Source organism: Sphingomonas sp. MS122 (assembly GCF_049532975.1).
Classification (GTDB): domain Bacteria; phylum Pseudomonadota; class Alphaproteobacteria; order Sphingomonadales; family Sphingomonadaceae; genus Sphingomonas.
The window spans coordinates 1268129-1292238 of sequence record NZ_CP186695.1 but is presented as its reverse complement, the minus strand read 5'-3'; the positions used below and the strand labels follow the sequence as shown (position 1 = coordinate 1292238).

Annotated in this window: 27 protein-coding genes and 1 other RNA gene; 20 read left to right on the top strand and 8 right to left on the bottom strand. The window is 67.4% G+C overall.

The genetic code is table 11. The features are described 5' to 3' along the window. Nucleotides 1-19 precede the first annotated feature (19 nt). The 4 genes from ACO227_RS06125 to ACO227_RS06110 are packed head-to-tail and all read left to right on the top strand — an operon-like array spanning nucleotide 20 to nucleotide 1750. A complete protein-coding gene (locus ACO227_RS06125) occupies nucleotides 20-706 on the top strand; it encodes a peptidoglycan-binding protein (protein ID WP_423606112.1) in 687 nt (228 codons plus the stop codon). After that, nucleotides 703-1005, top strand: a complete 303-nt coding sequence (locus ACO227_RS06120; RefSeq protein ID WP_423606110.1) for a hypothetical protein — start codon at nucleotides 703-705, stop codon at nucleotides 1003-1005. Before ACO227_RS06125 ends, ACO227_RS06120 begins: the two co-directional genes overlap by 4 nt. A gap of 43 nt (nucleotides 1006-1048) precedes the next feature. Beyond that, a complete protein-coding gene (locus tag ACO227_RS06115; protein WP_423606109.1) occupies nucleotides 1049-1495 on the top strand; it encodes a hypothetical protein in 447 nt (148 codons plus the stop codon). Nucleotides 1496-1504: 9 nt separating this feature from the next. Further along, complete coding sequence (locus tag ACO227_RS06110; RefSeq protein ID WP_423606107.1) at nucleotides 1505-1750, top strand: hypothetical protein; 246 nt, start codon at nucleotides 1505-1507, stop codon at nucleotides 1748-1750. Nucleotides 1751-1811: 61 nt separating this feature from the next. Here ACO227_RS06110 and ACO227_RS06105 read toward each other — a convergent pair whose 3' ends face one another. The 5 genes from ACO227_RS06105 to ACO227_RS06085 form a co-directional block, all read right to left on the bottom strand. Then, on the bottom strand, nucleotides 1812-2186 hold the full coding sequence (locus ACO227_RS06105) for a helix-turn-helix transcriptional regulator (RefSeq protein WP_423606105.1): 375 nt from the start codon (nucleotides 2184-2186) through the stop codon (nucleotides 1812-1814). A 119-nt stretch (nucleotides 2187-2305) separates the two neighbouring features. Beyond that, nucleotides 2306-2605, bottom strand: coding sequence for a type II toxin-antitoxin system RelE/ParE family toxin (locus tag ACO227_RS06100; RefSeq protein WP_423606103.1), 300 nt, complete (start codon nucleotides 2603-2605; stop codon nucleotides 2306-2308). Between the two features lie 409 nt (nucleotides 2606-3014). Then, the gene (locus ACO227_RS06095) at nucleotides 3015-3545 is read right to left on the bottom strand and encodes a hypothetical protein (protein ID WP_423606101.1); all 531 of its coding nucleotides are present in this window, start codon (nucleotides 3543-3545) and stop codon (nucleotides 3015-3017) included. Further along, nucleotides 3533-4480: a hypothetical protein gene (locus tag ACO227_RS06090; RefSeq protein ID WP_423606100.1), complete on the bottom strand. Its 948-nt coding sequence runs from the start codon at nucleotides 4478-4480 to the stop codon at nucleotides 3533-3535. The genes ACO227_RS06095 and ACO227_RS06090 overlap by 13 nt, the downstream gene beginning before the upstream one ends. Further along, the gene (locus ACO227_RS06085) at nucleotides 4480-4629 is read right to left on the bottom strand and encodes a hypothetical protein (RefSeq protein WP_423606098.1); all 150 of its coding nucleotides are present in this window, start codon (nucleotides 4627-4629) and stop codon (nucleotides 4480-4482) included. The genes ACO227_RS06090 and ACO227_RS06085 overlap by 1 nt, the downstream gene beginning before the upstream one ends. 128 nt (nucleotides 4630-4757) lie before the next feature. Here ACO227_RS06085 and ACO227_RS06080 point away from each other — a divergent pair, with 128 nt between their 5' ends. Further along, the gene (locus ACO227_RS06080) at nucleotides 4758-5192 is read left to right on the top strand and encodes a PaaI family thioesterase (protein WP_423606097.1); all 435 of its coding nucleotides are present in this window, start codon (nucleotides 4758-4760) and stop codon (nucleotides 5190-5192) included. Continuing rightward, on the top strand, nucleotides 5189-5578 hold the full coding sequence (locus tag ACO227_RS06075; protein ID WP_423606096.1) for a PaaI family thioesterase: 390 nt from the start codon (nucleotides 5189-5191) through the stop codon (nucleotides 5576-5578). The genes ACO227_RS06080 and ACO227_RS06075 overlap by 4 nt, the downstream gene beginning before the upstream one ends. Here the strand turns inward: ACO227_RS06075 and ACO227_RS06070 are convergent. Then, nucleotides 5575-6711: a PQQ-dependent sugar dehydrogenase gene (locus ACO227_RS06070; RefSeq protein WP_423606095.1), complete on the bottom strand. Its 1137-nt coding sequence runs from the start codon at nucleotides 6709-6711 to the stop codon at nucleotides 5575-5577. The genes ACO227_RS06075 and ACO227_RS06070 overlap by 4 nt on opposite strands. 258 nt (nucleotides 6712-6969) lie before the next feature. Between ACO227_RS06070 and rimP the strand changes: the two genes are divergently transcribed. The 13 genes from rimP to ACO227_RS06005 all read left to right on the top strand — a co-directional run bounded on the left by rimP (nucleotide 6970) and on the right by ACO227_RS06005 (nucleotide 22714). Beyond that, nucleotides 6970-7506, top strand: a complete 537-nt coding sequence (gene rimP, locus ACO227_RS06065) for a ribosome maturation protein RimP (protein ID WP_423606093.1) — start codon at nucleotides 6970-6972, stop codon at nucleotides 7504-7506. Continuing rightward, on the top strand, nucleotides 7506-9152 hold the full coding sequence (gene nusA / locus ACO227_RS06060) for a transcription termination factor NusA (protein WP_423606091.1): 1647 nt from the start codon (nucleotides 7506-7508) through the stop codon (nucleotides 9150-9152). Before rimP ends, nusA begins: the two co-directional genes overlap by 1 nt. Then, the gene (locus tag ACO227_RS06055; protein WP_423606090.1) at nucleotides 9133-9873 is read left to right on the top strand and encodes a DUF448 domain-containing protein; all 741 of its coding nucleotides are present in this window, start codon (nucleotides 9133-9135) and stop codon (nucleotides 9871-9873) included. Before nusA ends, ACO227_RS06055 begins: the two co-directional genes overlap by 20 nt. Nucleotides 9874-9910: 37 nt before the next feature. Further along, nucleotides 9911-12508, top strand: coding sequence for a translation initiation factor IF-2 (infB, locus tag ACO227_RS06050; protein ID WP_423607281.1), 2598 nt, complete (start codon nucleotides 9911-9913; stop codon nucleotides 12506-12508). A 43-nt stretch (nucleotides 12509-12551) separates the two neighbouring features. Continuing rightward, nucleotides 12552-12950: a 30S ribosome-binding factor RbfA gene (gene rbfA / locus ACO227_RS06045; RefSeq protein ID WP_423606089.1), complete on the top strand. Its 399-nt coding sequence runs from the start codon at nucleotides 12552-12554 to the stop codon at nucleotides 12948-12950. An 84-nt stretch (nucleotides 12951-13034) separates the two neighbouring features. Beyond that, nucleotides 13035-13619, top strand: a complete 585-nt coding sequence (locus tag ACO227_RS06040; RefSeq protein ID WP_423606088.1) for a thymidine kinase — start codon at nucleotides 13035-13037, stop codon at nucleotides 13617-13619. Nucleotides 13620-13663: 44 nt separating this feature from the next. Further along, nucleotides 13664-14356, top strand: a complete 693-nt coding sequence (locus ACO227_RS06035; protein WP_423606086.1) for a site-2 protease family protein — start codon at nucleotides 13664-13666, stop codon at nucleotides 14354-14356. After that, entirely contained in the window at nucleotides 14320-15237 is a 918-nt protein-coding gene (gene truB, locus ACO227_RS06030; protein WP_423606084.1) for a tRNA pseudouridine(55) synthase TruB, read from the top strand. Before ACO227_RS06035 ends, truB begins: the two co-directional genes overlap by 37 nt. A gap of 21 nt (nucleotides 15238-15258) precedes the next feature. After that, nucleotides 15259-15528 carry a 30S ribosomal protein S15 gene (gene rpsO / locus ACO227_RS06025; RefSeq protein ID WP_423606083.1) on the top strand — a complete coding sequence of 90 codons (270 nt, stop codon included), beginning with the start codon at nucleotides 15259-15261 and terminating at the stop codon, nucleotides 15526-15528. Nucleotides 15529-15706: 178 nt separating this feature from the next. After that, complete coding sequence (gene pnp / locus ACO227_RS06020) at nucleotides 15707-18067, top strand: polyribonucleotide nucleotidyltransferase (protein WP_423606082.1); 2361 nt, start codon at nucleotides 15707-15709, stop codon at nucleotides 18065-18067. Nucleotides 18068-18336: 269 nt separating this feature from the next. Further along, nucleotides 18337-20328, top strand: coding sequence for a hypothetical protein (locus tag ACO227_RS06015; RefSeq protein WP_423606081.1), 1992 nt, complete (start codon nucleotides 18337-18339; stop codon nucleotides 20326-20328). Between the two features lie 122 nt (nucleotides 20329-20450). Next, the gene (locus ACO227_RS06010; RefSeq protein WP_423606080.1) at nucleotides 20451-21521 is read left to right on the top strand and encodes an NAD(P)-dependent alcohol dehydrogenase; all 1071 of its coding nucleotides are present in this window, start codon (nucleotides 20451-20453) and stop codon (nucleotides 21519-21521) included. Between the two features lie 50 nt (nucleotides 21522-21571). Beyond that, nucleotides 21572-22714: a serine hydrolase domain-containing protein gene (locus ACO227_RS06005; RefSeq protein WP_423606078.1), complete on the top strand. Its 1143-nt coding sequence runs from the start codon at nucleotides 21572-21574 to the stop codon at nucleotides 22712-22714. A 38-nt stretch (nucleotides 22715-22752) separates the two neighbouring features. Here the strand turns inward: ACO227_RS06005 and ssrA are convergent. Next, nucleotides 22753-23100, bottom strand: a transfer-messenger RNA (tmRNA) gene (ssrA, locus tag ACO227_RS06000). 47 nt (nucleotides 23101-23147) lie between these two features. Between ssrA and ACO227_RS05995 the strand changes: the two genes are divergently transcribed. Further along, nucleotides 23148-23579 (top strand): RrF2 family transcriptional regulator, encoded by a 432-nt coding sequence (locus ACO227_RS05995; RefSeq protein ID WP_423606077.1) that lies wholly within the window; start codon nucleotides 23148-23150, stop codon nucleotides 23577-23579. On the opposite strand, the gene mscL is transcribed toward ACO227_RS05995, so the two are convergent. Next, on the bottom strand, nucleotides 23576-24010 hold the full coding sequence (mscL, locus tag ACO227_RS05990) for a large conductance mechanosensitive channel protein MscL (RefSeq protein WP_423606076.1): 435 nt from the start codon (nucleotides 24008-24010) through the stop codon (nucleotides 23576-23578). The genes ACO227_RS05995 and mscL overlap by 4 nt on opposite strands. Nucleotides 24011-24110 lie beyond the last annotated feature (100 nt).

Sequence of the window (24110 nt, the reverse complement as noted above, 5' to 3'; positions counted from 1 at the left end):
ACTAGCGAAAGGACGAACGATGGACGTAGCGACGCTTCAGCGGCGCCTGAAGGCGCTTGGCCTCGATCCGGGGCAGGTGGACGGTATTCTGGGCACGCGAACCTACGCCGCCCTCATGGCCCGCGTGGGGGCGCAACCGATGGGCGAGATGCACCTCGACCTCGGCCGCGCGGCGGCGAAGCATTTCCCCGCCGCTGGGATCATAACGCCCCTGCGCCTCGCGCACACGCTGGCGCAGTCGTCGGTCGAGACGCTGGGCTTCACGCGCCTGGTCGAGAACCTCAACTACACCGCCGAGCGGATTAGGCAGGTCTGGCCCTCGCGGTTCGCTTCGGTCGCGGCGGCGGCGCCCTATGCCCGCAATCCGCAGGCGCTGGCGAATAAGGTCTATGGCGGGCGCTTTGGCAACACCCGGCCCGGCGATGGCTGGAAGTTTCGCGGTCGCGGCACCAAGCAGACGACCTTCCACGACAACTATGCCGCATTGCAGGAAGCGACCGGCATGAACGTCCTCGACGATCCAGACCAACTCGCCGAGCCCGATAAGGGCACGCTCGCCGGGTGCATTTACTGGCGCGAGCGGGGCTGCAATGCGCTGGCCGATGCCGATGACATCGACGCGCTCACCGTGCGGGTGAACGGCGGTCGCAACGGCCTTCCCGAACGCAAGGCGGCGTTGCTGCGCGCGAAGCGGGTGCTGCTGTGACGCGCGAACACCTGTCGATCTGGGGGCTGATCGCGATGACTCTGCTCGCGGCGGGCATCCTGTATCTGATCGGGCACACGTTCGATCAGATGATCGCCAAGGTGACGCCCGACGGGAAGGTGCCTCTGGCCGACGCGGGGCTGTTCACGGCCCTGTTGCTGTCGTTTCGCGAAGTGATCGGCGTCATCAAGTCGCTGTGGGAGCATCAGGACCGCAGCAACCTGACCGAGGCGCTGTCGAACTCGGTTCCGACACAGCGCCCGAACCCGCCAGTTGAACCGGCGACGCCGGCAGACTGACCCCGCCGGCGGGTTGCCGGTGTCATCACGAAAGGAGCGCATCATGCGCCGTTTCCTTGTTCTGGTCGCCGCGTGCCTCGCGGTGGCCTGTGTCCCCGTGTCCGGCGTAGAGCCGCCCGGCGCACCACCCAGCGCGAAAGCCGAGGCGATCACGAAGGCCGCTGTCGTCGCGGCCGATATCGCCGACGCGCTCAATGTCGCGCCGCCCTCGACGGTCACCGGCAAGACGACGATCGACGAGCGCTTCGTGCGCGGTGCGTTCCTGTCGCTGAACGCAGCGGCGAACGCGATCGAGATCGCATTCGACTTCGGCGCATTCGAGCGTAACAGCGCGGTGGCGAAGCGATTGCGGACAGGCCTGCTCGACACCAAGCGATGGCTTCAGACAGCATCGGCCGCGCAGCGCGCGGGCCAAGCGTCGAGCTATCGCGAGGCGGTCGAGCGCGCGCGTGACGCGTTCGCCGGCGTCCAGTCAGCCCTCAAGCAGTAGGAGGTGGCCTTGGACATCGATATCAAGAAGCTGGTCGACGGCGTGGTCGGCATCGGCAAGGCCGTCGCGATCATCGACCCGCGTATTGCTGGTGCGATCGCTGCGGCCGAGAAGGTGGTGGAAGTCGTCAAGGATCTTCGCGAGACCGCGACGCTCGACGACGACGACATCCTGAAGCTCGAGGAATCTCGGGCCGAGCTGGAAGCTCGCATCGCCGAGAATGTCGATCGGGTGGCGAACAAGATCGCCGACTGATCGCGTTCACACAGCAAAAGGGCGCGCTCCGGGAAACCGGGGCGCGCCCTTTTTTGTCGTTTCAGGCTTCCGCGGCGCGCTCGACCGGCGGCACGCGAGCGATCTTCGCCTTGTAGGCCTCGCGCTTGTCGCGTTCCTTCGCCAGGTCATAGGCGTGCTGGTAGGCGATCAGGAAGTCGGCGACGTGATCGTTCGTCAGCGCGCCCAGCTTATAGGCGAGATCGCGGCTGACGTCATGCTTGCCATTCAGGGTGCCGATGAAGCCGGCCCTGTCCACGCCGAGGCGGCGCGCCACGTCGCTGATGTTCTTCAACCCATATTCCGGCAGCAACACGTCGCGGATGAACGGGCCGGGGTGCTGGTCGAGCGGCGGCAAGGCCGTGACGACCATCTCAGCCGCGGTCTCGATCTTGTACTGGGCGGCATCGCGCGTCATGATCTGTCTCCTTCGCGTAGAATATAGAGTGACGCTCTACAGATGGCAACGGGGTTGTTGAGTGTTTCTCTACATTCTTGACAGGTGAATTGCGGGGGCTTTCGCCCCCGCTTCCCGGCTTAGTGATAGTCCTCGTAGTCGAGGACGCTGACCTCCTGAAGGTCGATATCGACCATGAAGGTCAGGCGATAGTTGCGGGTGACGAACAGGCTCCACTTGCCCGGCTGACCGGGGGTCAATTCATGCGCCTTCCACGACGGGACGGCGAGCAACTGAAGCGGGTGGCTCATCACGCGGATCGCGACGATCATCTCCACGATCTTGCGGGTTTCGAGCTTGTCGAGACCCTTCACGCTGGTGATCGCCGGATCCTCGACCAGAGCCTTCACCCGCTTATCCCGAACCGAAACAATCTGCATTGCACTTCTCCGTTGTTGTTGAGTGTCACTCTACAGATTATGTGGACGGATGCAAGAGAATTGTAGAGTGTAACTCAACATTTTTTCGTAGAATGTTTCGATAAGTTGGCGCACTTCTTGCGAAGGTCGGTGCGGCAGAACCCTTCTCGACCGCGCATTTTGTTCTTATCATGTTCCGCCATGCGAGTCGGTCGAAAGCGCCTGGTGTTCCACGCTCTCTGCGCCCTTGAGGTCGCGAAGAGGCGCACGCGATCGGGTCGCGTGCATCCCTACCCAGAGTTGCGGCTGGCGCTGGGCGTGCTGGCCAACGCCGGCGCGCATCGGGAGACTATCCAGAATTTCTGGATCGAGGTGACGCAGGAAGACGCGGCCGAAGGCGATCCGCGCGCGATCGGGCGTCAGCAGACGCTCAATGCGTTGATGAACGGCATTGCAAGCCAAGCCGGGATGCCGCGGGAGGTTTCGCTGTTGCTGGCGATTGGTGACGCAATAGGCGGACCAGATCGGCCGCGAAGGTCGCGTCGGTGAACGTCTGGAGGCTGACGCGGGGTGGGCAGGTTAGCGGATGAGTCTCTAACGGGAAATTATGATCGTGGGGAAGTCCGTAGAAGAACGGCGCAGTGCCGCTCGCCTGGACCACCGCATCCTGTGCCGCGGGCCAGAAGTTGGCGCGAATGACATAGCGGCCATTGGGCGGGCGAAGCAGGAAGACCTGCGGGCCATAGCCGTTGGCGGCGCTCTGACGGGCGCAGCGGAGCTTCAGCTCGTCGATCGCGAGGTCGGCGAGAAAGTCCCGGTTGCGGCCGAGCCGGGCGAGCAACGGCCCGAGCGCGGCGAAGCTTTCCTCGTCATGTGGATCGAAGGGTGTCGAATCGAGCGCGTCGGTGAGGTCGTCGAGCGCGATCGGATCGGCCTCTCCGGGGTCGATCAAGCGGGGCATGATCGGGCCAGCCGCTGGTCGAGCGCGGGCAGCGTCGCCCGCGCGGCCGCGCGGACTTCGGCATTGAGATCGCTGGCCCCCATCTCCGCCAGCCGACGCCGCGCGGTCCTGCCATCGAGCATCAGCCATTCGCGCATCGCCGCCCAGCGCAAGTGAAACGCGGGATGGTGCGACGCTTGTTCGAACGCCGTGGCGGCGTCCACGCGTCCGCTCACGCGCAGGAAGGCGAGCAGCATCTCGATCCGCGATGCCGCTTCGTCGGCGCTTGCCGCCCGCACGAAGCTGCCGTCGGCCACGGCATATTCGCGCATCAGCGGCGCGGCGCCGGGCTTGATGGTGGCGATGAGCGCGACGATGTCGCTGCTGGCGTCGACGATCAGGTGCCCGCAACATCGCCCGTCCTGCCGGACGACATCGCCGTCGCCGAGTAACAGTGGCGCGGACTCGACCGCCGGCGGCTCGGCCGCGGCGCTGAAGTCCGGACCGGCGTGTTCGACCCGCCATCGCCGCATTCGCGCTTCCCCGCCGCGGACATAGCGGGTCAGCGTGACGCGTCCCGGAACGACCACCGTGGCCGGCACCGGAAGTTGGCGAAGCGCGTCGGCGGAGATGACCGTCGCGGCGATGCTGACCACCTCTGAGTCGAGCAGCACGATGCCGGTGCGAAGTCGATCGCGGCTCGTCCTGAACGGCGGTTCGAACCAGGGATCGTCACGAAATGCGGCGATCAGCGGCGCCAGCAGGGTCTCAACCCACAGCGGATCGGCCAGCAGCGTCGCCGCCTGCCCCGCAATCAGCTCCGGATCGCGGAGGCCGGCAAAGCGCGATGCGGTCAGGCGTCCCGTATCGCCGAGCCAGGCGGCATTGACGGGCGCGGACCGGGCACGCGCGCCGATGAGGGCCGGATGCCGCGAAGGTTCGAACGTGCGATCCACTAGCCGGGATAGGTCTCGTAGACGAGGATCGCGATCGCGATCATCATCTCGAAGATGTCGTCGGCCACCATCTCTGCCGCCCGGAGCGCGCCGTGGGTCGCGACCTGCGTGCCGAGCGAGGCGATCTCGGTAATGGGCAAGGGGATCATCGGCGTTCTCCATGCTGGATGACGCGGATGCTAGGCCGGGGCGGAGGCGGAGCAGAGTTAATTCGAGTTTACGGTGGGGCAACGCCGCGGGCATTGCCGCGCCCGGCGGCGATCGCTAGGCGGGCGCGATGGCGAACGCTCCGCTGCCTTTCGATCCGGCCGTCTTCTTCGCGCTACCCGCGGGGCACGGGCGCGCGCTGGGCATTCGCTACGCGGCGCATGGCGACGACTGGTGCGAACTCGCCCTGCCCTATTCCGAAGCGCTGATCGGCGATCGGGCGCGCGGCGTGATCGCCTCCGGTCCGATCGTCGCGCTGCTCGACATGGCGACCAGCGTCGCGGTGTGGATGAAGCGGGGCGGGTTCCTGCCGCATGCGACGCTGGACCTGCGCGTCGACTATCTGCGTCCGGCGGCACCCGGCCGTACCGTGACCGGACGCGGCGAATGCTATCGCGTCACCCGCTCGATCGCCTTCGTCCGCGGCGTCGCGCATGACGGCGATCCCGAGGATCCGGTCGCCAATGTCGCCGGCACCTTCATGTTCACGGGCGCGCCGGCATGAACCTGCCGCCCTATGCCGAGCTGCTCGGCATTACGGCCGAGACCGGGGAGGGTGCGCCGGTGTTGGCGATGCCGTTCGGGGCCGATGTCGTCGGCCGTCCCGGCTTCGTGCATGGCGGCGCGCTCGCCGGGCTGCTCGAGATGGCGGCGATCGTCGCGCTCAAGCATGCGCTGGAGAAGGAGGGCCGCGACGATACGCGGGTCAAGCCGGTCAACGTCACGGTCGATTTCATGCGCGGCGGGCGCGAGAAGGTGACGTACGCGCAGGGCAAGGTTACGCGGCTCGGCACTCGCATCGCCAATGTCGAGGCGGCGGCGTGGCAGGGCGATCGCGAGCGGCTCGTCGCAAGCGCGCGGATGAACTTCCTGCTCGCGAACCCGGACTAGCGTGCCGGCGTCAGCTTGAGCAGGCGGCCCTGCGACCCGTTGCGGCCGTCCTCGAGCAGCCAGATCGCGCCGTCGGGCCCTTCCTCCACCTCGCGGATGCGCGCGCCCATCGGCCATTGATCGCCCTTGCGCGCATTCGTTCCGTTGACGTCGACGCGTATCAACGCCTCGCTCGACAGGCCGCCGATGAACAGATCGCCCGCCCATTGCGGGAACAGCTTGCCTGAATAGACGATCAGCCCGCCCGGCGAGATCGCGGGATTCCATGAGACTTTGGGTGCCTCGAACTCGGGGCGGGTCTTGTGATCGGGAATGTCGCGGCCGTCATAATGATCGCCATCCGAGACGATGGGATAACCGTAATTCTTGCCGGGCAGGACGAGGTTGACCTCGTCGCCTCCTTGCGGCCCCATCTCCTGCTCCCAGAGATTGCCGGCCTTGTCGAAGGCGATGCCGAGCAGGTTGCGATGGCCATAGGACCAGATCGCCGGGTGGAAGCCTTTGGCGGTGAGGCCGGGATCGCCGGCCGGCTTGCCGTCCAGCGTCAGGCGGAGCACCTTGCCGAGCGTCGACTTGGGATCCTGCGCGGGATCGAACTTCTGGCGCTCGCCATTGGTGAAGAACAGGTGCTGGCCGTCCGGCGCGAACGCGATGCGGCCCGAATAATGGCCGTTGCCGCTGACATAGGGGGTGGCCTTGAACAGCGTCTCGACGCTCTGCAGTGACGGCGAGGCGCCATCGGCCAGGATCGCGCGGGCGAGAACGACGCCCTTTCCGCCGGGGCCTGCTTCGGAATAGCTGAAATAGACTCGCTTGCTGGTCGCGAAGTCGGGCGCAAGGACGATTTCCTTGAACGCGCCCTGCCCCGCGCTGTCGACGGGGGGAACGCCGGGCACCGGGGTCTTGGTCTTGCCGTCCGCGCTGAGCAGGATGAGCTGGCCCGCCTTTTCGGTGACCAGCATTCGTCCGTCGGGCAGGAAGGTCATCGACCAGGGCGCATCGAAATCGGCGACCACTGCGACCCGGAACGGCCGGCCGCCTTCATCGTTCTGCGCCGGCTGGCTGTTGCCCGGCTCGGCGCCGGTGCAGGCGAACAGCGTGAGCGAGACGGCGGCGATCGGCAACAGGCGCATCCATGTCCTCCAAGGCTGGCGGGCCCCGCAACGCGCGGGAAAGCGCGATGTTGCACGCCGCCCTGCGGCTCGCAACGCGCAATCTCGCCCGTGGCGAGGCCGTCCGGCGATGCGCCGACTCGAAATCCTTGCCGTCGCCGCGGCAAGCGCCTATAGAAGCGCTGTTCTCGACATCGGAAACCTTGCCGAGGCCGGCCCCACGGGGTGCGGCGGCGGCGAGGTGTATTCGATGCCTATTGGAGTTTCTGCGTGGCGGACATGGCTGCCCTCACCCGTCTGATCGAGCCCGAAGCGCGTGCGCTGGGCTTCGATCTGGTGCGCGTGAAGATGTTCGGCGGCACCAGCGATCCGACGCTGCAGGTGATGGCCGAGCGCCCGGATACGCGCCAGCTGACGATCGACGATTGCGCCGATCTGTCGCGCCGCATCTCCGAGAAGCTCGACGAGCTCGAGGCCGCGGGCCGCGACCCGATCGACCATGCCTACCGGCTCGAGGTGAGCTCGCCCGGGATCGACCGGCCGCTCACCCGGCTCCAGGATTTCGAGGACTGGAAGGGCCATGAGGCCCGCGTCACGCTCGCCGAGAAGGTCGACGGGCGCAAGCAGTTCAAGGGCGACCTGGCGGGGGTCGAGGGCGGCAACGTTTCGATCGTCGACACGACCGGCGTGACTCATGCCGTCGCGTTCGACGCGATCGAGGACGCCAAGCTCCTGATGACCGACCGGCTCATCGCCGCAACCCAACCGCTCTCGACCGAGGGCGCAGACGAATTCGAAGCAGAGGAACAGGACTGATGGCCACCGCCATTTCCGCCAACAAGGCCGAGCTCATCGCCATCGCGAACTCGGTGGCATCCGAGAAGATGATCGACAAGGCCATCGTCATCGAGGCGATGGAGGACGCGATCGAGCGCGCCGCCAAGAACCGCTACGGTGTCGAGAACGACATCCGCGCCAAGCTCGACCCGCAGACCGGCGACCTGCGCCTGTGGCGCGTGGTCGAAGTGGTCGAGGCGGTCGACGACTATTTCAAGCAGGTGGACCTCAAGGGCGCGCAGAAGCTGCAGAAGGACGCCAAGGTCGGCGACTTCATCGTCGATCCGCTGCCCCCGATCGAGTTCGGCCGCATCCAGGCCCAGGCCTCGAAGCAGATCATCTTCCAGAAGGTCCGCGACGCCGAGCGCGAGCGGCAATATGAGGAGTTCAAGGACCGCCAGGGCGAGATCATCACCGGCGTCGTCAAGCGCGTCGAGTTCGGCCACGTCGTCGTCGACCTCGGCCGCGCCGAGGGCGTGATCCGCCGCGACGCGCAGATCCCGCGCGAAGTGGTGCGCGTCGGCGACCGCGTGCGCAGCCTGATCCTGAAGGTGGTGCGCGAGACCCGCGGGCCGCAGATCTTCCTCAGCCGCGCACACCCCGACTTCATGAAGAAGCTGTTCGCGCAGGAAGTGCCCGAAATCTACGACGGCATCATCGAGATCAAGGCCGCAGCCCGCGATCCGGGCTCGCGCGCCAAGATCGGCGTGATCAGCCATGACAGCTCGATCGATCCGGTCGGCGCCTGCGTCGGCATGAAGGGCAGCCGCGTCCAGGCCGTGGTGCAGGAGATGCAGGGCGAGAAGATCGACATCATCCCCTGGTCGCCCGACACCGCGACCTTCGTCGTCAACGCGCTGCAGCCGGCGAACGTCGCGCGCGTCGTGATCGACGAAGAGGACGACCGCATCGAGGTGGTGGTCCCGGACGACCAGCTCAGCCTCGCCATCGGCCGCCGCGGCCAGAATGTCCGCCTCGCCAGCCAGCTCACCGGCAAGGCGATCGACATCCTGACCGAGACCGATTCGAGCGAGAAGCGCCAGGCCGAGTTCGTCGCCAACAGCGAGATGTTCCAGAACGAGCTCGACGTCGACGAGACGCTCGCGCAGCTGCTCGTCGCCGAGGGCTTCAGCAGCCTCGAGGAGGTCGCCTATGTCGAGCTCGACGAGATTGCGGGCATCGAGGGCTTCGACGAGGAGCTGGGCCAGGAGCTGCAGAGCCGCGCGACCGAGGCGCTCGAGCGCCGCGAGGAAGCCAATCGCGAGGCGCGCCGCGCGCTCGGGGTCGAGGATGCGCTGGCCGATATCCCGTATCTGACCGAAGCGATGCTGGTCACGCTCGGCAAGGCGGGGATCAAGACGCTCGACGACCTCGCCGACCTCGCCACCGACGAGCTGATCGCCAAGAAGCGCGCGGAGCCGCGCCGCCGCGGCGACGGCCCGGCCGCGCCGGTCCGCGAGCAGGACAAGGGCGGCGTGCTCGGCGAGTATGGCCTGAGCGAAGAGCAGGGCAACGAGATCATCATGGCCGCCCGCGCGCACTGGTTCGAGGACGAGCCGGCCGCGGACGAAGCAGCGCCGGCTCCGGCCGGTGGGGAGGACGCAATTGCGGACTCCGAGCAATGAGACCCGGTCTGAACTGACGGACGGCGCACGTGCGGATGGCCCCATCCGCACCTGCATCCTCTCGCGCGAGGAAACCCCTCGCGACGGGCTGATCCGGCTCGCGCTGTCGCCGGACGGCGAGGTGCTGCCCGATATCCGCGCCAAGGCGCCCGGCCGCGGCGCGTGGATCGGCGTCGGCCGCGCCGAGCTGGAGGCGTCGGCCAAGAAGCTGCGCGGCGCCCTGTCGCGCGCATTCAAGACCAACGACCTGCGCATCCCCGGCGATCTCGGCGATCGCATCGCCGCGCAGCTCGAGCGCGCGCTGCTCGACCGGCTCGGGCTCGAGGCCAAGGCCGGCCATGTCGTGATCGGCGGCGAACGCATCGAGAAGGCCGGGCGCAGCGGCAAGCTGCACCTGCTGCTCCACGCGTCGGACGCCGGCGCCGACGGGTCGCGCAAGCTCGATCAGGCGCTGCGCGTCGGCACCGATCGCGAAGGCTCGGGCGACACGGGCTTCACATTGCCGTTGCCGCGCACCATATTGTCCTTGGCCCTTGGCCGCGAAAATGTGGTACATGTCGGCCTGACAGACCCCAAGGCAGCCGCGCGGGTGAGCGAAGCGCTCTCCCGCTGGTTGCATTTTATCGGTCCCGATCCAGACCCCAAACCTTGCGAAATGGCTTCGCAAGGCGCATCGGGCGCTGGCGGCGACGAGACGAACGACGAACAGACGGGAATTTGAGTTGAGCGATACCGAAAACGACAAGCCGAAACTGGGCATGCGCCAGCCGCTGGGGCTGAAGCGCACGGTCGAGACCGGCAAGGTGAAGCAGAGCTTCAGCCACGGGCGCTCGAACACCGTCGTGGTCGAGGTGAAGCGCCGCCGCGTGCTCGGCCCGCAGACAGGTGCGCCGCAGGAGGAAGCGCCGGCGCCCGCGCCCGTCGCCGTGCCGCCCCCGCCGCCCGCGCCCGCGCCGCGCCCGTCTGCGCCTGCCGGCGAGACCGCCCAGGAGCGCCAGGCCCGCCTGCTGCGCGAGGCCGAGGAGCAGCGCATGCACGCGCTGGAAGAGGCGCGCCGCCGCGAGGAGCGCGAGCGTGCCGAAGCCGCCGAGGCCGAGCAGCGTCGCGCCGAGGAACGCGCGCGCGCCGAAGCCGAGGCCGCCAAGGCGCCCCCGGCCAAAGCGCCCGAACCCAAGGCCGAGCCCGCGCCTGCGCCCGCCGCCGAAGCCGCGCCGCCGCCCGCGCCTGTCGCCCCCGCGCGCCAGGAGCCGGTCGCGCTGCAGCTGGATTCCAGCCGGCCCGCGCCGCGCCAGTTCACGCCGGTGCAGCGCCCCGAGATTCCGCGCCCTGCCGCGCCGCGTCCCGAGCCCAATCTCGCTGGCGGTCCCGCACCGCGCCCGGCGGGCGGCGGAGCGGGTGTCGGCCGCGCGCCGGCACGTCCCGAGCCGCAGAAGCCGCAGCAGCGCGACCGCAAGGGCGACGAGCGCCGCGGCGGCAAGCTGACGGTCAATCGTGCGCTGGGCGGCGACGACGGTGCGCGGGCGCGCAGCCTCGCCGCGCTCAAGCGTGCGCGTGAGAAGGAGCGCCGCCATTCGGGTCCGCGCGAGCCGCAGGCCAAGCAGGTCCGCGACGTGCAGGTGCCGGAAGCGATCACCGTTTCCGAGCTCGCCAACCGCATGGCCGAGAAGGGCGCCGACCTGGTGAAGGCGCTGTTCAAGATGGGCATGCCCGTCACGCTCACCCAGACGATCGACCAGGACACCGCCGAACTGCTGGTGACCGAGTTCGGCCACAACATCGTGCGCGTGTCGGATTCCGACGTCGATCTGGCCGTGGACACGGTCGAGGATGCCGAGGAGGCGCTCAAGCCGCGTCCGCCGGTGGTCACGATCATGGGCCATGTCGACCATGGCAAGACGTCGCTGCTCGACGCGCTGCGCGGCACCGACGTGGTGCGCGGCGAGGCCGGCGGCATCACCCAGCATATCGGCGCCTATCAGGTGACGCTCAAGGACAAGTCGAAGATCACGTTCCTCGACACGCCGGGCCACGAGGCGTTCTCGGAGATGCGCGCGCGCGGCGCGAACGTCACCGACATCGTCGTGCTGGTGGTCGCCGCGGACGACGGGTTGATGCCGCAGACGATCGAGGCGATCAACCATACCAAGGCGGCCGGCGTGCCGATGATCGTGGCGATCAACAAGATCGACAAGCCCGAGGCCAATGCCCAGCGCGTGCGCGAGCGCCTGCTCGAGCATGAGGTGATCGTCGAGGAAATGGGCGGCGAGACCCAGGACGTCGAGGTCTCGGCGCTCAAGAAGACCGGCCTCGACGAGCTGATCGAGAAGATCCAGCTCCAGGCCGAGCTGCTCGAGCTCCAGGCCAACCCCGATCGTGCTGCCGAGGGCAATGTGGTCGAGGCCAAGCTCGACAAGGGCCGCGGGCCGGTCGCGACGGTGCTGGTCACGCGCGGCACGCTCAGGGTCGGCGACGTGTTCGTCGTCGGCGCCGAGAGCGGCAAGGTGCGCGCGCTGGTCGACGACAAGGGCCGCCAGCTCAAGGAAGCCGGCCCGTCGATGCCGGTCGAGGTGCTTGGCCTGTCGGGCGTGCCGATGGCGGGCGACCTGCTCCAGGTCGTCGAGAACGAGGCGCGCGCCCGCGAGGTCGCGGCCTATCGCGCCGGCGTCATCCAGCAGAAGCGCACGACCAACACCCCGGCGAGCCTCGAGAGCATGTTCTCCGCGCTCAAGGAAAAGCAGGCGATGGAGTATCCGCTCGTCGTCAAGGCCGACACCCAGGGCACGGTCGAGGCGATCATCGGTTCGCTCAACAAGATCTCGACCGACGACATCAAGGTGCGCATCCTGCACTCGGGCGTGGGCGGCATCACCGAAAGCGACGTCAACGTGGCCGCGGCCTCGGGCGCGCCGATCATCGGCTTCAACGTCCGTCCCAACGCCAAGGCGCGCGAGATCGCCGAGCGGAACAAGGTCGCGCTCAAATATTATGACGTGATCTACGACCTGACCGACGAGATCCGCGCCGGCATGGCCGGTCAGCTCGGGCCGGAGGCGTTCGAGACCGTGGTCGGCCGCGCCGAGATCCGCGAGGTCTTCTCGGCGGGCAAGCACGGCAAGGCGGCGGGTCTGCTCGTCACCGACGGCGTCATCCGCAAGGCGCTCAAGGCGCGCATCACTCGCGATGACGTCATCATCTACACTGGCGAGATCGCGTCGCTGCGTCGCTTCAAGGACGATGTCGCCGAAGTCCGCGCGGGCCTGGAGTGCGGCGTGACGTTCAGCCAGAACTTCACCGACATCAAGCCGGGCGACTTCCTCGAGACGTTCGAGGTCGAGCTGCGCGAGCGGACGCTTTGATTGATCGCCGCCCTGGCCCCGGTCCGGGCGGCGAGTACTGGCCATGAAGCATAACGAGACGCCCGAGACCCGTTCCGTCCGCCTGCTGCGCGTGGGCGAGCAGGTACGCCATGTGCTGTCGGATATCCTCGCCCGCGGCGAGGTGCATGACGAGGTGCTCGCCAGCCATATGGTGAGCGTCACCGAGGTGCGCATGTCGCCCGACCTGCGCCATGCCACGGTGTTCGTGAAGCCGCTGCTGGGCAAGGACGAGGAGGCGGTGCTCAAGGCGCTGCGCACCAACACAGCCTACCTCCAGCGCGAGGTCGCGCACCGCGTGAAGATGAAATATGCCGCGCGGCTCAAGTTCCTGGCGGACGAGAGCTTCGACGAGGGCAGCCATATCGACAAGCTGTTGCGCGATCCCAAGGTGGCGCGCGACCTCGCGGCGCCGGAAGACTGATCCACGCGCCGTCCACGGACTTGTCCACGGCTTTGCGGCAGTGGCGGGTGAAAGAAGCGGGATCCTCAGCCAAGGTCGCCATCCATGGCCAAGCTCTATTTCTACTATGCCTCGATGAACGCGGGTAAATCGACCACGCTGCTCCAGGCCGATTTCAACTATCGCGAGCGCGGCATGCGCACGATCCTGTTCACCGCGGCGATCGACGAGCGGGCGGGCGCCGGGCGAATCGCGTCGCGCATCGGTCTTGCCGCCGAGGCGATCGGCTTCGATCCCGAGATGGACCTGCGGCTGTGCGTCGAGCGCGAGGCGGATTCCGGACCGGTGCATTGCGTGCTGGTCGACGAGGCGCAGTTCCTCACCGCGGCGCAGGTCGACCAGCTGGCGGCGGTCGCCGACGTGCTCGGCGTGCCGGTGCTCGCCTACGGCCTGCGCACCGATTTCACCGGCGCGCTGTTCGAGGGCTCGGCGCGGCTGCTCGCGCTCGCCGACGCGCTGGTCGAGATCAAGTCGGTGTGCCGCTGCGGACGCAAGGCGACGATGAACCTGCGCGTCGACGAGGAGGGCCGCGCGGTGGCGCGAGGCGCGCAGACCGAGATCGGCGGCAACGACCGCTATGTCGCGCTGTGCCGCCGCCATTTCGTCGAGGCGATCGCCACGGCGGGTTGAGCCCCGTGCTGGTGAAACGCCCCGGACGCACCTAGATCACGGACATGAATCCCGAATCCATCGTCTATCGCGTGGCCGTCTGGCTGATCCCGCTGGTGATCGCGATCGTGTTCCATGAGGTCGCGCACGGCTGGGTCGCGCGCGCTCTCGGCGATCCGACGGCGGCGGAGCGCAAGCGCCTTTCGCTCAACCCGATCCGCCATGTCGATCCGATCGGCACCGTCGCGCTGCCGCTGATCCTCGCGCTCGCCAAGGCGCCGGTATTCGGCTGGGCCAAGCCGGTGCCGGTCAACTATGCGCGGCTGCGCAATCCGCGGCGCGACATGATGCTGGTGGCGCTGGCGGGGCCGGGGATGAACTTCGCGCTTGCGCTGGCGGGCGCGGTGCTGCTGGGGCTCGCGGTGGCCAGCGCGGATGGGGCGCAGCCGGGAAGCGTGATCGGCTTCGTGATCGAGAATCTGTTCAACTTCATCGCGGTGAACATCTTCCTGGCGCTGTTCAACCTGCTGCCGATCCCGCCGTTCGACGGCGGGCACGTCGTGCAGGGCTTGCTGCCGCCGCCGCTCGCCGAGCGCTGGGCGGCGTTCGGCCGGTTCGGCTTCCCGCTGCTGTTCATCCTGCTGCTCGTCGTCCCGTCGATCTGGCCCGACGCCAATATCGTCGCGCGGCTGATCGCCCCGCCCGCGCAGGCGGTCACCGGATGGTACCTCGCGATCGCCTCGGCGATCGCCGGCTAGTGCATGGCTGGATCATCCTCGACAAGCCGCTGGGTCTCGGCTCGACCCAGGGGGTGAGCGCGGTCAAGCGCGCGCTGCGCGAGGGCGGCTACGGCAAGTACAAGGTCGGCCATGGCGGCACGCTCGACCCGCTGGCGACCGGCGTGCTGCCGATCGCGGTGGGCGAGGCGACCAAGCTCGCCGGCCGCATGCTCGACAGCGACAAGGTCTATGATTTCACCGTCCGCTTCGGGGTCGAAACCGACACGCTCGACCTCGAGGGCCAAGTAACAGCCGAATCGGATGTGTATCCTTCACGGGAGCAGGTGGAGGCCGTGCTGCCACGCTTCACCGGAGCGATCGATCAGACCCCACCCGCCTATTCAGCGCTCAAGATCGATGGCGAACGCGCCTATGATCTCGCTCGCAAGGGCGCGGAGGTGACGCTGGCCAGCCGCGCGGTGACCATCCACGCGCTTACCCTCCGCGATTCGGCGCCGCACAGCGCGACGCTCACCGCACATGTCTCGAAGGGCACCTATATCCGCAGCCTCGCGCGCGACATCGCGCGCGCGCTCGGCACGGTCGGCCATGTGACGATGCTCCGCCGCGTGAAAGCCGGGCCGTTCATGCTCGATTCCGCGATTTCGCTGGACAAACTGGCCGATGCCGCTAAGGGCCAGCGGCTTGAACATTGCCTCCTGCCGTTGAGGGCGGGGCTGGACGACATCCCGGCTCTATCCCTCTCCCCCGGTCAGGCAGGGGCGCTCCGCCAGGGGCAGCAAGTGACCGGGATCGCTGCGAGTGACGGCCAACACTTCGCGCTGGAGGGCGATACGCCCGTCGCGCTGGTCGAGGTTTCGGACGGCAACGTCCGCGTCGTGCGCGGCTTCAATCTGTGACACGATGTCGAAGGAAAGCACATGTCGATCTCGCCCGAGCGCAAGGAAGCGCTCATCAAGGAACATGGCCGCGCTGGCGGCGACACCGGCAGCCCCGAAGTCCAGGTGGCGATCCTCACCGAGCGGATCCAGAACCTGACCGAGCACTTCAAGGGTCACGCCAAGGACAATCATTCGCGCCGCGGCCTGCTCATGCTGGTCAACAAGCGCCGCAGCCTCCTCGACTACCTCCGCAAGAAGGACGGGGACCGCTACACCGCACTCATCGCGAAGCTCGGTCTTCGCAAGTAACCGGAAAGGCGGCCTTCGGGTCGCCTTTTTGCAATGCCGGGCCGCTAGCCCGGACCCATGGGGCGCAGGCAATCCGGCCGGAGCCCCGAACAGGGGTGAAATCACCCCGCACCGCGCGAGCCGGACAGCTCGCACACAGGCCCCGGGCGCATAGGGCGTCCGGTCCAAAGGAAATCAAATGTTCGACAAGAAGACCGTATCGATCGAGTGGGGCGGACAGACCCTGACACTCGAAACGGGCAAGGTTGCCCGCCAGGCCGACGGCGCCATCATGGCGACGCTCGGCGAGACCGTGGTGCTGTGCGCCGTCACCGCCGCGAAGACCGTGAAGGAAGGGCAGGACTTCTTCCCGCTCACCGTCCATTACCAGGAGAAGTATTCGGCCGCGGGACGCATCCCCGGCGGCTTCTTCAAGCGCGAGCGCGGCGCCACCGAGAAGGAGACTCTGGTCTCGCGTCTCATCGACCGCCCGATCCGCCCGCTGTTCCCGGAGGGCTTCTACAACGAGATCAACGCCATCGCTCAGGTGCTGAGCTATGACGGCGAGAACGAGCCGGACATCCTCGCGATGGTCGCGGCGTCGGCGGCGCTCACGATTTCGGGCGTGCCCTTCATGGGCCCGATCGGCGCCGCGCGCGTCGGTTATCTCAACGGCGAGTATATCCTCAACCCGACCGACGAGCAGGTTGCGCAGGGCGACCTCGACCTCGTCGTCGCCGCCACCTACGACGCGGTGATGATGGTCGAATCCGAAGCCAATGAGCTGTCGGAAGAGATCATGCTCGGCGCGGTGCTGTTCGCACACGACGCCTGCCGCGAGGTAATCAAGGCGATCGTCAAGCTCGCGGAGCAGGCCGCCAAGGAGCCGTGGGAGCTGGCCAAGGTCGAGGACAAGTCCGCGACCATGAAGAAGCTCAAGGATGCGATCGGCAAGGACCTCGCCGCCGCGTACAAGCTGACCAACAAGTCGGCCCGCCAGGACGCGATCAACGAGGCGCGGACCAAGGCGCGCGACCTGTTCGCTGACCTCAAGGAAAGCGATCCCGCCCAGTATCTCGGCACGCTCAAGCTGGTGAAGAAGCTCGAGGCCGACATCGTCCGCGGCGCGATCCTCAAGGACGGCATCCGCATCGACGGCCGCACGACCACGCAGATCCGCCCGATCGTGGCGGAGACGCACTTCCTCCCGCGTGCGCATGGCTCGGCGCTGTTCACCCGCGGCGAGACCCAGACCATCGCCACCGCCACGCTCGGCACCAAGGACGCCGAGCAGATGATCGATGGCCTGAACGGGCTCAGCTACCAGCATTTCATGCTGCACTATAACTTCCCGCCCTATTCGGTCGGTGAAGTCGGCCGCTTCGGCGCGCCGGGCCGCCGCGAGGTGGGTCATGGCAAGCTGGCGTGGCGCGCGCTGCACCCGGTGCTGCCGACCAAGGAGGAGTTTCCCTACACGATCCGCCTGACCAGCGACATCACCGAGTCCAACGGCTCGTCGTCGATGGCGTCGGTATGCGGCGGCAGCCTCGCGATGATGGACGCCGGCGTGCCGATCAAGCGCCCGGTCTCGGGCATCGCGATGGGCCTGATCCTCGAGGGCAAGGATTTCGCGATCCTCTCAGACATTCTCGGTGACGAAGATCACCTCGGCGACATGGACTTCAAGGTGGCGGGCACGTCCGAGGGCATCACGACGATGCAGATGGACATCAAGATCGCCGGCATTACCAAGGAGATCTTCGAGGCGGCGCTCAAGCAGGCCAAGGACGGCCGTGCGCACATCCTCGGCGAGATGAACAAGGCGCTGGGCGAGGTCCGTTCGGAGCTGTCGGCGCACGCGCCGCGCATCGAGACGATGCAGATCGACAAGTCGAAGATCCGCGACGTGATCGGCACCGGCGGCAAGGTGATCCGCGAGATCGTCGCCACCACCGGCGCCAAGGTCGACATCGACGACGAGGGCGTGATCAAGATCAGCTCGTCGGACGTGTCGCAGATCGAAGCCGCGATGAACTGGATCAAGGGCATCGTCGAGGAGCCCGAGGTCGGCAAGATCTACACCGGCAAGGTCGTCAACCTCGTCGATTTCGGCGCGTTCGTGAACTTCATGGGCGGCAAGGACGGCCTCGTCCACGTCTCCGAGATCAAGAACGAGCGCGTCGAGAAGGTCTCGGACGTCCTGAGCGAAGGCCAGGAAGTCAAGGTCAAGGTGCTCGAGATCGACCAGCGCGGCAAGGTCCGCCTGTCGATGCGCGTCGTCGACCAGGAGACCGGCGCCGAGCTCGAGGACACGCGGCCCGCGCGCGAGCCGCGTGAGCGTGGCGAACGTGGCGATCGGGAAGGTCGCGGCGACCGTCGCCGTGAGGGCGGCCGTGGCGGCCGCGACGGCGACCGTGGTCCGCGCCGCGAAGGTGGTGACCGCGATCGCGGCCCGCGCGGTGAACGGGGCGATCGTCCTCGCCGTGAGCGCTCCGAGAGCAAGGACGAAGGCGGCGAGGACATCGGCCTCCCGGCGTTCCTGACCGGCGGAGACGACTGAGCGTTTCAAACTCAGGATGAAATGAAGGGGGTCCCGGGAAACCGGGGCCCTTTTTGTTGTCACAACTGCTCGTCGGAAACTCCTGATTTCGCTCGTGCGGTGGTCCAAACGGGCGGCGCGGCACGCTGGCCGCATGTCCCTTTGGCCAACTGGTGGCGCCTACCACGGGTGACTAAAGCGACGCTGATCTAGACACCGGAGAATTGTGAGTAATGGCGCGATCCGACCTGCACCGGGATCGGCCCGCTGGGTTGCAAGCGGCACTGGCGTTGGTCCTGCTCCTGGCCGGCTGCAGCGGCGGCGGCGGTAGTAGCGGGAGTTCGGGCGGCGTCGTGACGCCGGTCCCGACCCCCACCCCGACCTCTTCGACCGCGGCGACCGTGACCCTCACCGTCGCGTCCGCCACGATCGCGCCCGGCGCGTCGACCACGCTCAGCTGGACCAGCTCCGCCGGCGCGACCGGCTGCACCGCCAGCGGCGGCGCGGGGTTCAGCGGCGCCCAGCCGGCGAGCGGGAGCGTCACGGTCAATCCCGCCGCGACCACCAACTTCACCTTGAGCTGCACCTTCGGCTCGAGTGTGGTGGCGGGCTCGGCCGTCGTGACGGTGCAGGGACCGCCGCCCGCTGCCGGCGCCGCCGCAGCCTTCGCCAATCCGGACAATGGCGGGATTCCCGATCGCGCGCTCCATCCGCTCGCCTTCCCCACCGCGATCGGCTTCGGGCGCAGCACCAGCGTGCGCGCGACCAACGCCGTGGTGTACAAGATCAACACGCTCGACGACGTCGCCGATCCGAACGACGGCAAGATCAGCTATCGCGAATGCGCGCTCGCGCTCGCCGTCAGCACGCCCTACGCGATCCCCGCCGGGCGGCCGCGCTATTGCGTGTTCGACGTGGCCGGCGCGATCATCCTGCAATCGCCCGCGCGGATCACCACGCCCAAGATCTACATCGCCGGCCAGACCTCGCCCGGCGGCATCGAGTTCCGGCTCGGCGCCAACTACAACCCGGTCGACTCGCTGATCGACACGCGGCGCGGCGGCGATCACATGATCCTGCGCCACGTCCGCGCCCGGCTCGGCGAGCATCCCGGGCGGTCGTCGGACAATGGCGATCCGATCCGGCTGCAGGAGACCAGCTTCCAGATCATCGATCATGTCTCGAGCATGTTCGGTACCGACGAGAGCCTCGACACGGCGTGCAGCAACTGCACCATCCAATGGTCGATCATCGGGCCCAACATCTGCCTCAACGCCGGGCACAGCTCGTCGCTGCACTGCAAGACCTTCTTCCTCAAGCCCGCCAACAACGTCACCATCGCGCACAACCTCACGCAGCATGGCGACCAGCGCGGGATCAACATCGCGCCGGGCAACAACCCGCCGGCCGCAGGCAATACCGGCCAGGCCGACATCTTCAACAATGTCGTCTACGACTTCATCTCGGAGAGCGGGCTGATCTCCAACCAGTTCGGCAGCGTCTATGCCAATTACATCGGCAACGTGAATTTGCGCGGGCCGCGCTACAATGCCAGCGACGGCAACTATCTGATGGCGCTCTACACGCCGGGCGGCGCGTCGAGCTTCGGCTTCGATATCTATGCGCGCGACAATGTGACCCCGCGCACGCGCATCGCCGGCCAGTTCGGGGCGACCGTGACCGATCCCTTCGTCAATGCCGCGGGCTTCATCGACCATGTCGTGCCCTCGACGATCTGCGGCGTGACACCGGCCGGCGTCGCAGACTGTTCGCGCAACGGGCTCGGCGTGGTGCAGAACAGCAGCTATGCGCTCGCACCAGGCCGCTCGCTGACGTTCGATCCGGCCAAGATTACCTCGCCGGAGCAGGCGCTGCGCGACGTGATGGCCTATGCCGGCGCGGATCTGTGCCGCGACGGCCCCTGCCGCGACAATGTCGACGCGCTCTATATCGACGATCTGCGCACCTGCGACTCCTCGCCCTGGCTGTTCGCGTCGACCTGGGCATCGACCGTGGCGGGCGCAGGCGGCTGGGCGAACCTGACTCAGGGCGGGGCCAAGCCCGACGCCGACAATGACGGCATGCCCGATGACTGGGAACGGCGCTTCACCAACACCAATCCCAATGTGTGGGACGCCAACGCCGATGCCGATGGCGACGGCTATCCCAATATCGAGGAATATCTGAACGCGCTGGCGCAGGACGATGTGCGCTATTCGGGCTTCGTCGGTTCGGGCACCGGCCGCGTCCCGGCCTATAATTGCGGGCGCGCGATGTATTGAGCGGCGAAGGCGGACCGCGGGCACGATTGATTTTTCTGCAATCGTGCCCGCGGCTCTGGCGTGGTGACGGGGGCGCACCGATATCCGCCGCCGCCCATTCCTCCGACAAAAAGGGACGTTCCATGCCCAGCCAAGCCCTGGCGTATGCCGCGCAATCGGCGACCACCCCGCTCGCTCCGTTCAGCTTCGACCGGCGCGACGTGCAGCCCGACGATGTCGCGATCGACATCCTGTTCTGCGGCGTGTGCCATTCCGACCTGCACACCGCGCGCAGCGAGTGGGACGGCACGATCTTCCCTTGCGTCCCCGGCCACGAGATCGTCGGGCGGGTGACCGCGGTGGGCGGCGAGGTGACCAGGTTCGCGGTCGGCGACCTGGTCGGTGTCGGCTGCATGGTCGACAGTTGCGGCGCCTGCCCGTCGTGCGATGACGGCGAGGAGCAATATTGCGAGGGGACCGGCTTCGTCGGCACTTATAACGGCGCGGACAAGCATCTCGGCGGTCACACCTTCGGCGGCTATTCGGACAAGATCGTGGTCAAGGAGAGCTTCGTGCTGCGCATCGGCCATGACGAGGCCGATCTCGCCGCGGTCGCGCCGCTGCTGTGTGCGGGCATCACCACCTATTCGCCGCTCAAGCATTGGGGCGCGGGGCCGGGCAAGAAAGTCGGCGTGGTCGGCATCGGCGGGCTCGGCCATATGGGCGTGAGGATCGCCGCGGCGATGGGCGCGCATGTCGTCGCCTTCACCACGTCGGAGAGCAAGCGTGCCGCCGCGCTGGCGCTGGGCGCGCATGAAGTCGTGGTGTCGCGCGACGCCGAGCAGATGGCGAGCCACGCCAACAGCTTCGATTTCATTCTAAACACGGTGGCGGTCAGCCACGATCTCGACGCGTTCACCGCGCTGCTCAAGCGTGACGGCACGCTGACGTTGGTCGGCGTGCCCGAGCACGCCCACCCCTCGCCCTCGGTGATGAACCTGGTGTTCCGCCGCCGCGCGATCGCCGGGTCGCTGATCGGCGGGATCGCCGAGACGCAGGAGATGCTCGATTTCTGCCAGGCGCATGGCCTCACTGCGGACATCGAGATGATCGCGATGCAGGATATCGACGCTGCCTATGACCGGATGGTCAAGGGCGACGTGAAGTACCGCTTCGTGATCGACATGGCCTCGCTCGAGGGCACGGCCGCCTGACGCGTGCGCGGGGGCTGGCGAGGCGCGCCGGTCCCTGCCATCATCGCGCGATGCGCCTTCTGCTCCTGTTGCTCGCGAGCGTCGCGGTCTGTCCGCCGGCTGCGGCCCAGGCGGAGGTGCGGGTCGCCTTCGATCTGCGCGGCGAGACCGGTGCGCGCACCGCGGGCATCGCTGACCGTACGACCGGCCGTCCCGTCACTGCCGACGATCCGGTGCGGATCGCTAGCATCTCCAAGCTGGTCGTCGCGCTGGGCGTGATGCGGATGGTCGAGGCAGGACAGCTCGATCTCGACCGCGACGTGAGCGAGCTGCTCGGCTGGCGGGTGCGCAACCCGGCCTTTCCCGAGGCGCCGGTGACGCTGCGGCAGTTGCTCTCGCACCGCTCCGGGCTGATCGATCCCGAGGAATATCGCGTGCCCCTCGGCGACCGGCTCGCCGAGCGCGTGGCGCGACCCGAACTATGGGATGCCGGGCATCGGCCGGGCGCGTATTTCCGCTACGCCAATATCGGCTTTCCGGTGATCGCGAGCGTGATGGAGAAGGCGAGCGGCGAGCGCTTCGATCGCCTCATGCAGCGGCTGGTGCTGGCGCCGCTCAAGCTCGACGCGTGCTTCAACTGGTCGACGTGCACGGATGCGAAGATCGCCCGCCACGTCGTGCTGTATCGCACGACCGGCGAGGTGGCGCTGGATGATCTGCGCGGCGAGCGGCCGGATTGCCCGGTGATCGCCAGGGCGGGGTGCGACCTCGCGATATATCGGCTGGGGGAGAATGGCGCGCTGTTCTCGCCGCAGGGCGGCCTCCGCGCATCGATGCGCGATCTCGCGGTGATCGGGCGGATGCTGCTGCGGAACGATGGGAGTTTTCTCAGCCGCAAGTCGATCGCCGAATTGGAGCGCGTGGCGTGGCGGTTCGACGGGGCCAATGGCGACACGTCGAATGGCTTCTATTGCCAGTATGGGCTGGCGGTGACCGCCTTGCCGACCAAGCGCAAAGGGTGCGCCGACGATCTGTTCGGCGACGAGCGCGCCCGCGTTGGGCATGCCGGCGAGGCCTATGGGCTGCGCTCGGGGCTGTGGATCGATCGTGCGAAGGGGACCGGCGTGGCGTTCTTCGCCACCGCGACCCCGCCGGACAGCAAGGGCGTCACCGCGTTCAGCCGCGAGGAGGAGCGGCTCGCACGGGAGGAATAAGTGGGAGGCTTCTGTTGCCCGGTGCCTCCCGTACCGCTGGAATCCGCTTCTGTTGCCCGGTGCGGTCCAACCGCGCATTTTAGAGTAATCCTGGGCCGTTAAGCCGTGGGATTACGCCGCAATAGCGAGTGCTTCGTTATCGTTGGCACTTGTGTGTATGGGCCGTTGCGGTGGTCCCATTCCGAACGAAAACAGCGCTTTTCAACACACGTCGATCCTGGTTCGGCCCCGTCAGAAACGGTGTCCAGTTCCACCACCATTTCTGGTGGAGCCGCCGGGTACTGCCCCCGGGTCCGCTGCGTCTATTGCACGCCGCACTTTATCGTCATAGCCGGGCGAACCCGGCACTCCCTGATATAGGAAGTGCAAATCCGATTGAAAAGAGCGGGATTTGGCCTTGTGAAGGCCATAAAGGGGGAGCAAATAACATGCCATGCTTACCCAGCGTTCCCGTTATGCCCTGCGCGCCATGCTCTTCCTGGCGAAGCAGCCGCGGGACGGCGCGCCGACGCCGATGACGCGGATCGCGGCCGAGGCGAACGTGCCGCGCAAGTTCCTCGAGCTGATCTTGGCCGACCTGCGCGAGGCGGGGTTCCTCGATTCGACGCGCGGCAAGATGGGCGGCTACCGCCTGTCGCGGCCCAACCACCTCATCTCGCTGGGTGAGATCATCCGCGTGATCGAGGGACCGCTGGCGCTGGTGCCGTGCGTCAGCCGAACCGCCTATCGCCCGTGCCTCGACTGTAAGGACGAGGCAGCGTGTGCGATCCGCCACGCGATGGCGCGGGTCCGCGACGAGACCGCACGGATCCTCGACGGCACCAGCCTCGCGGACGCCACCGCCGAGGATCTCGCAGCGGCCTAAGCCGCGCCGTTGCGCTTCTTCAGCTCGTCGCGGATCTCGCGCAGCAGCACGACATCGGCCGGATCCTCCGCCGCAGCGGCCTGAGTCGCCGGGACGATGCGGTTCACCGCGCGCACCAGCAGGAAGATGATGAAGGCGACGATCAGGAAATTGACCGTCTGGGTAATGAACTCGCCATAGCCGAACAGCGGCACGCCGGCCTTTTTGAGCGCGGCATAGTCTGTCGAGCCCTGGAGGTTCGCGGGCACGTCGCCAAGGATCAGGAAATAGCTTGAGAAATCGAGCCCGCCGAAAATCTTGCCGATCACCGGCATGATGATGTCCTCGGTCAGCGAGGTCACGATCTTGCCGAACGCCGCGCCGATGATGACCGCGACGGCGAGGTCGAGCACGTTGCCGCGCGCGATGAAGGCCTTGAATTCGTTGATCATGAACGCACCCCTGAGCTGTCTGTGCGGGGCGAGGGTAACCGGGCGATTCGGGGGCGGCAACCCGGCTTTCCATTGCGAAGCGGCGCGGCCTCCCCTACCT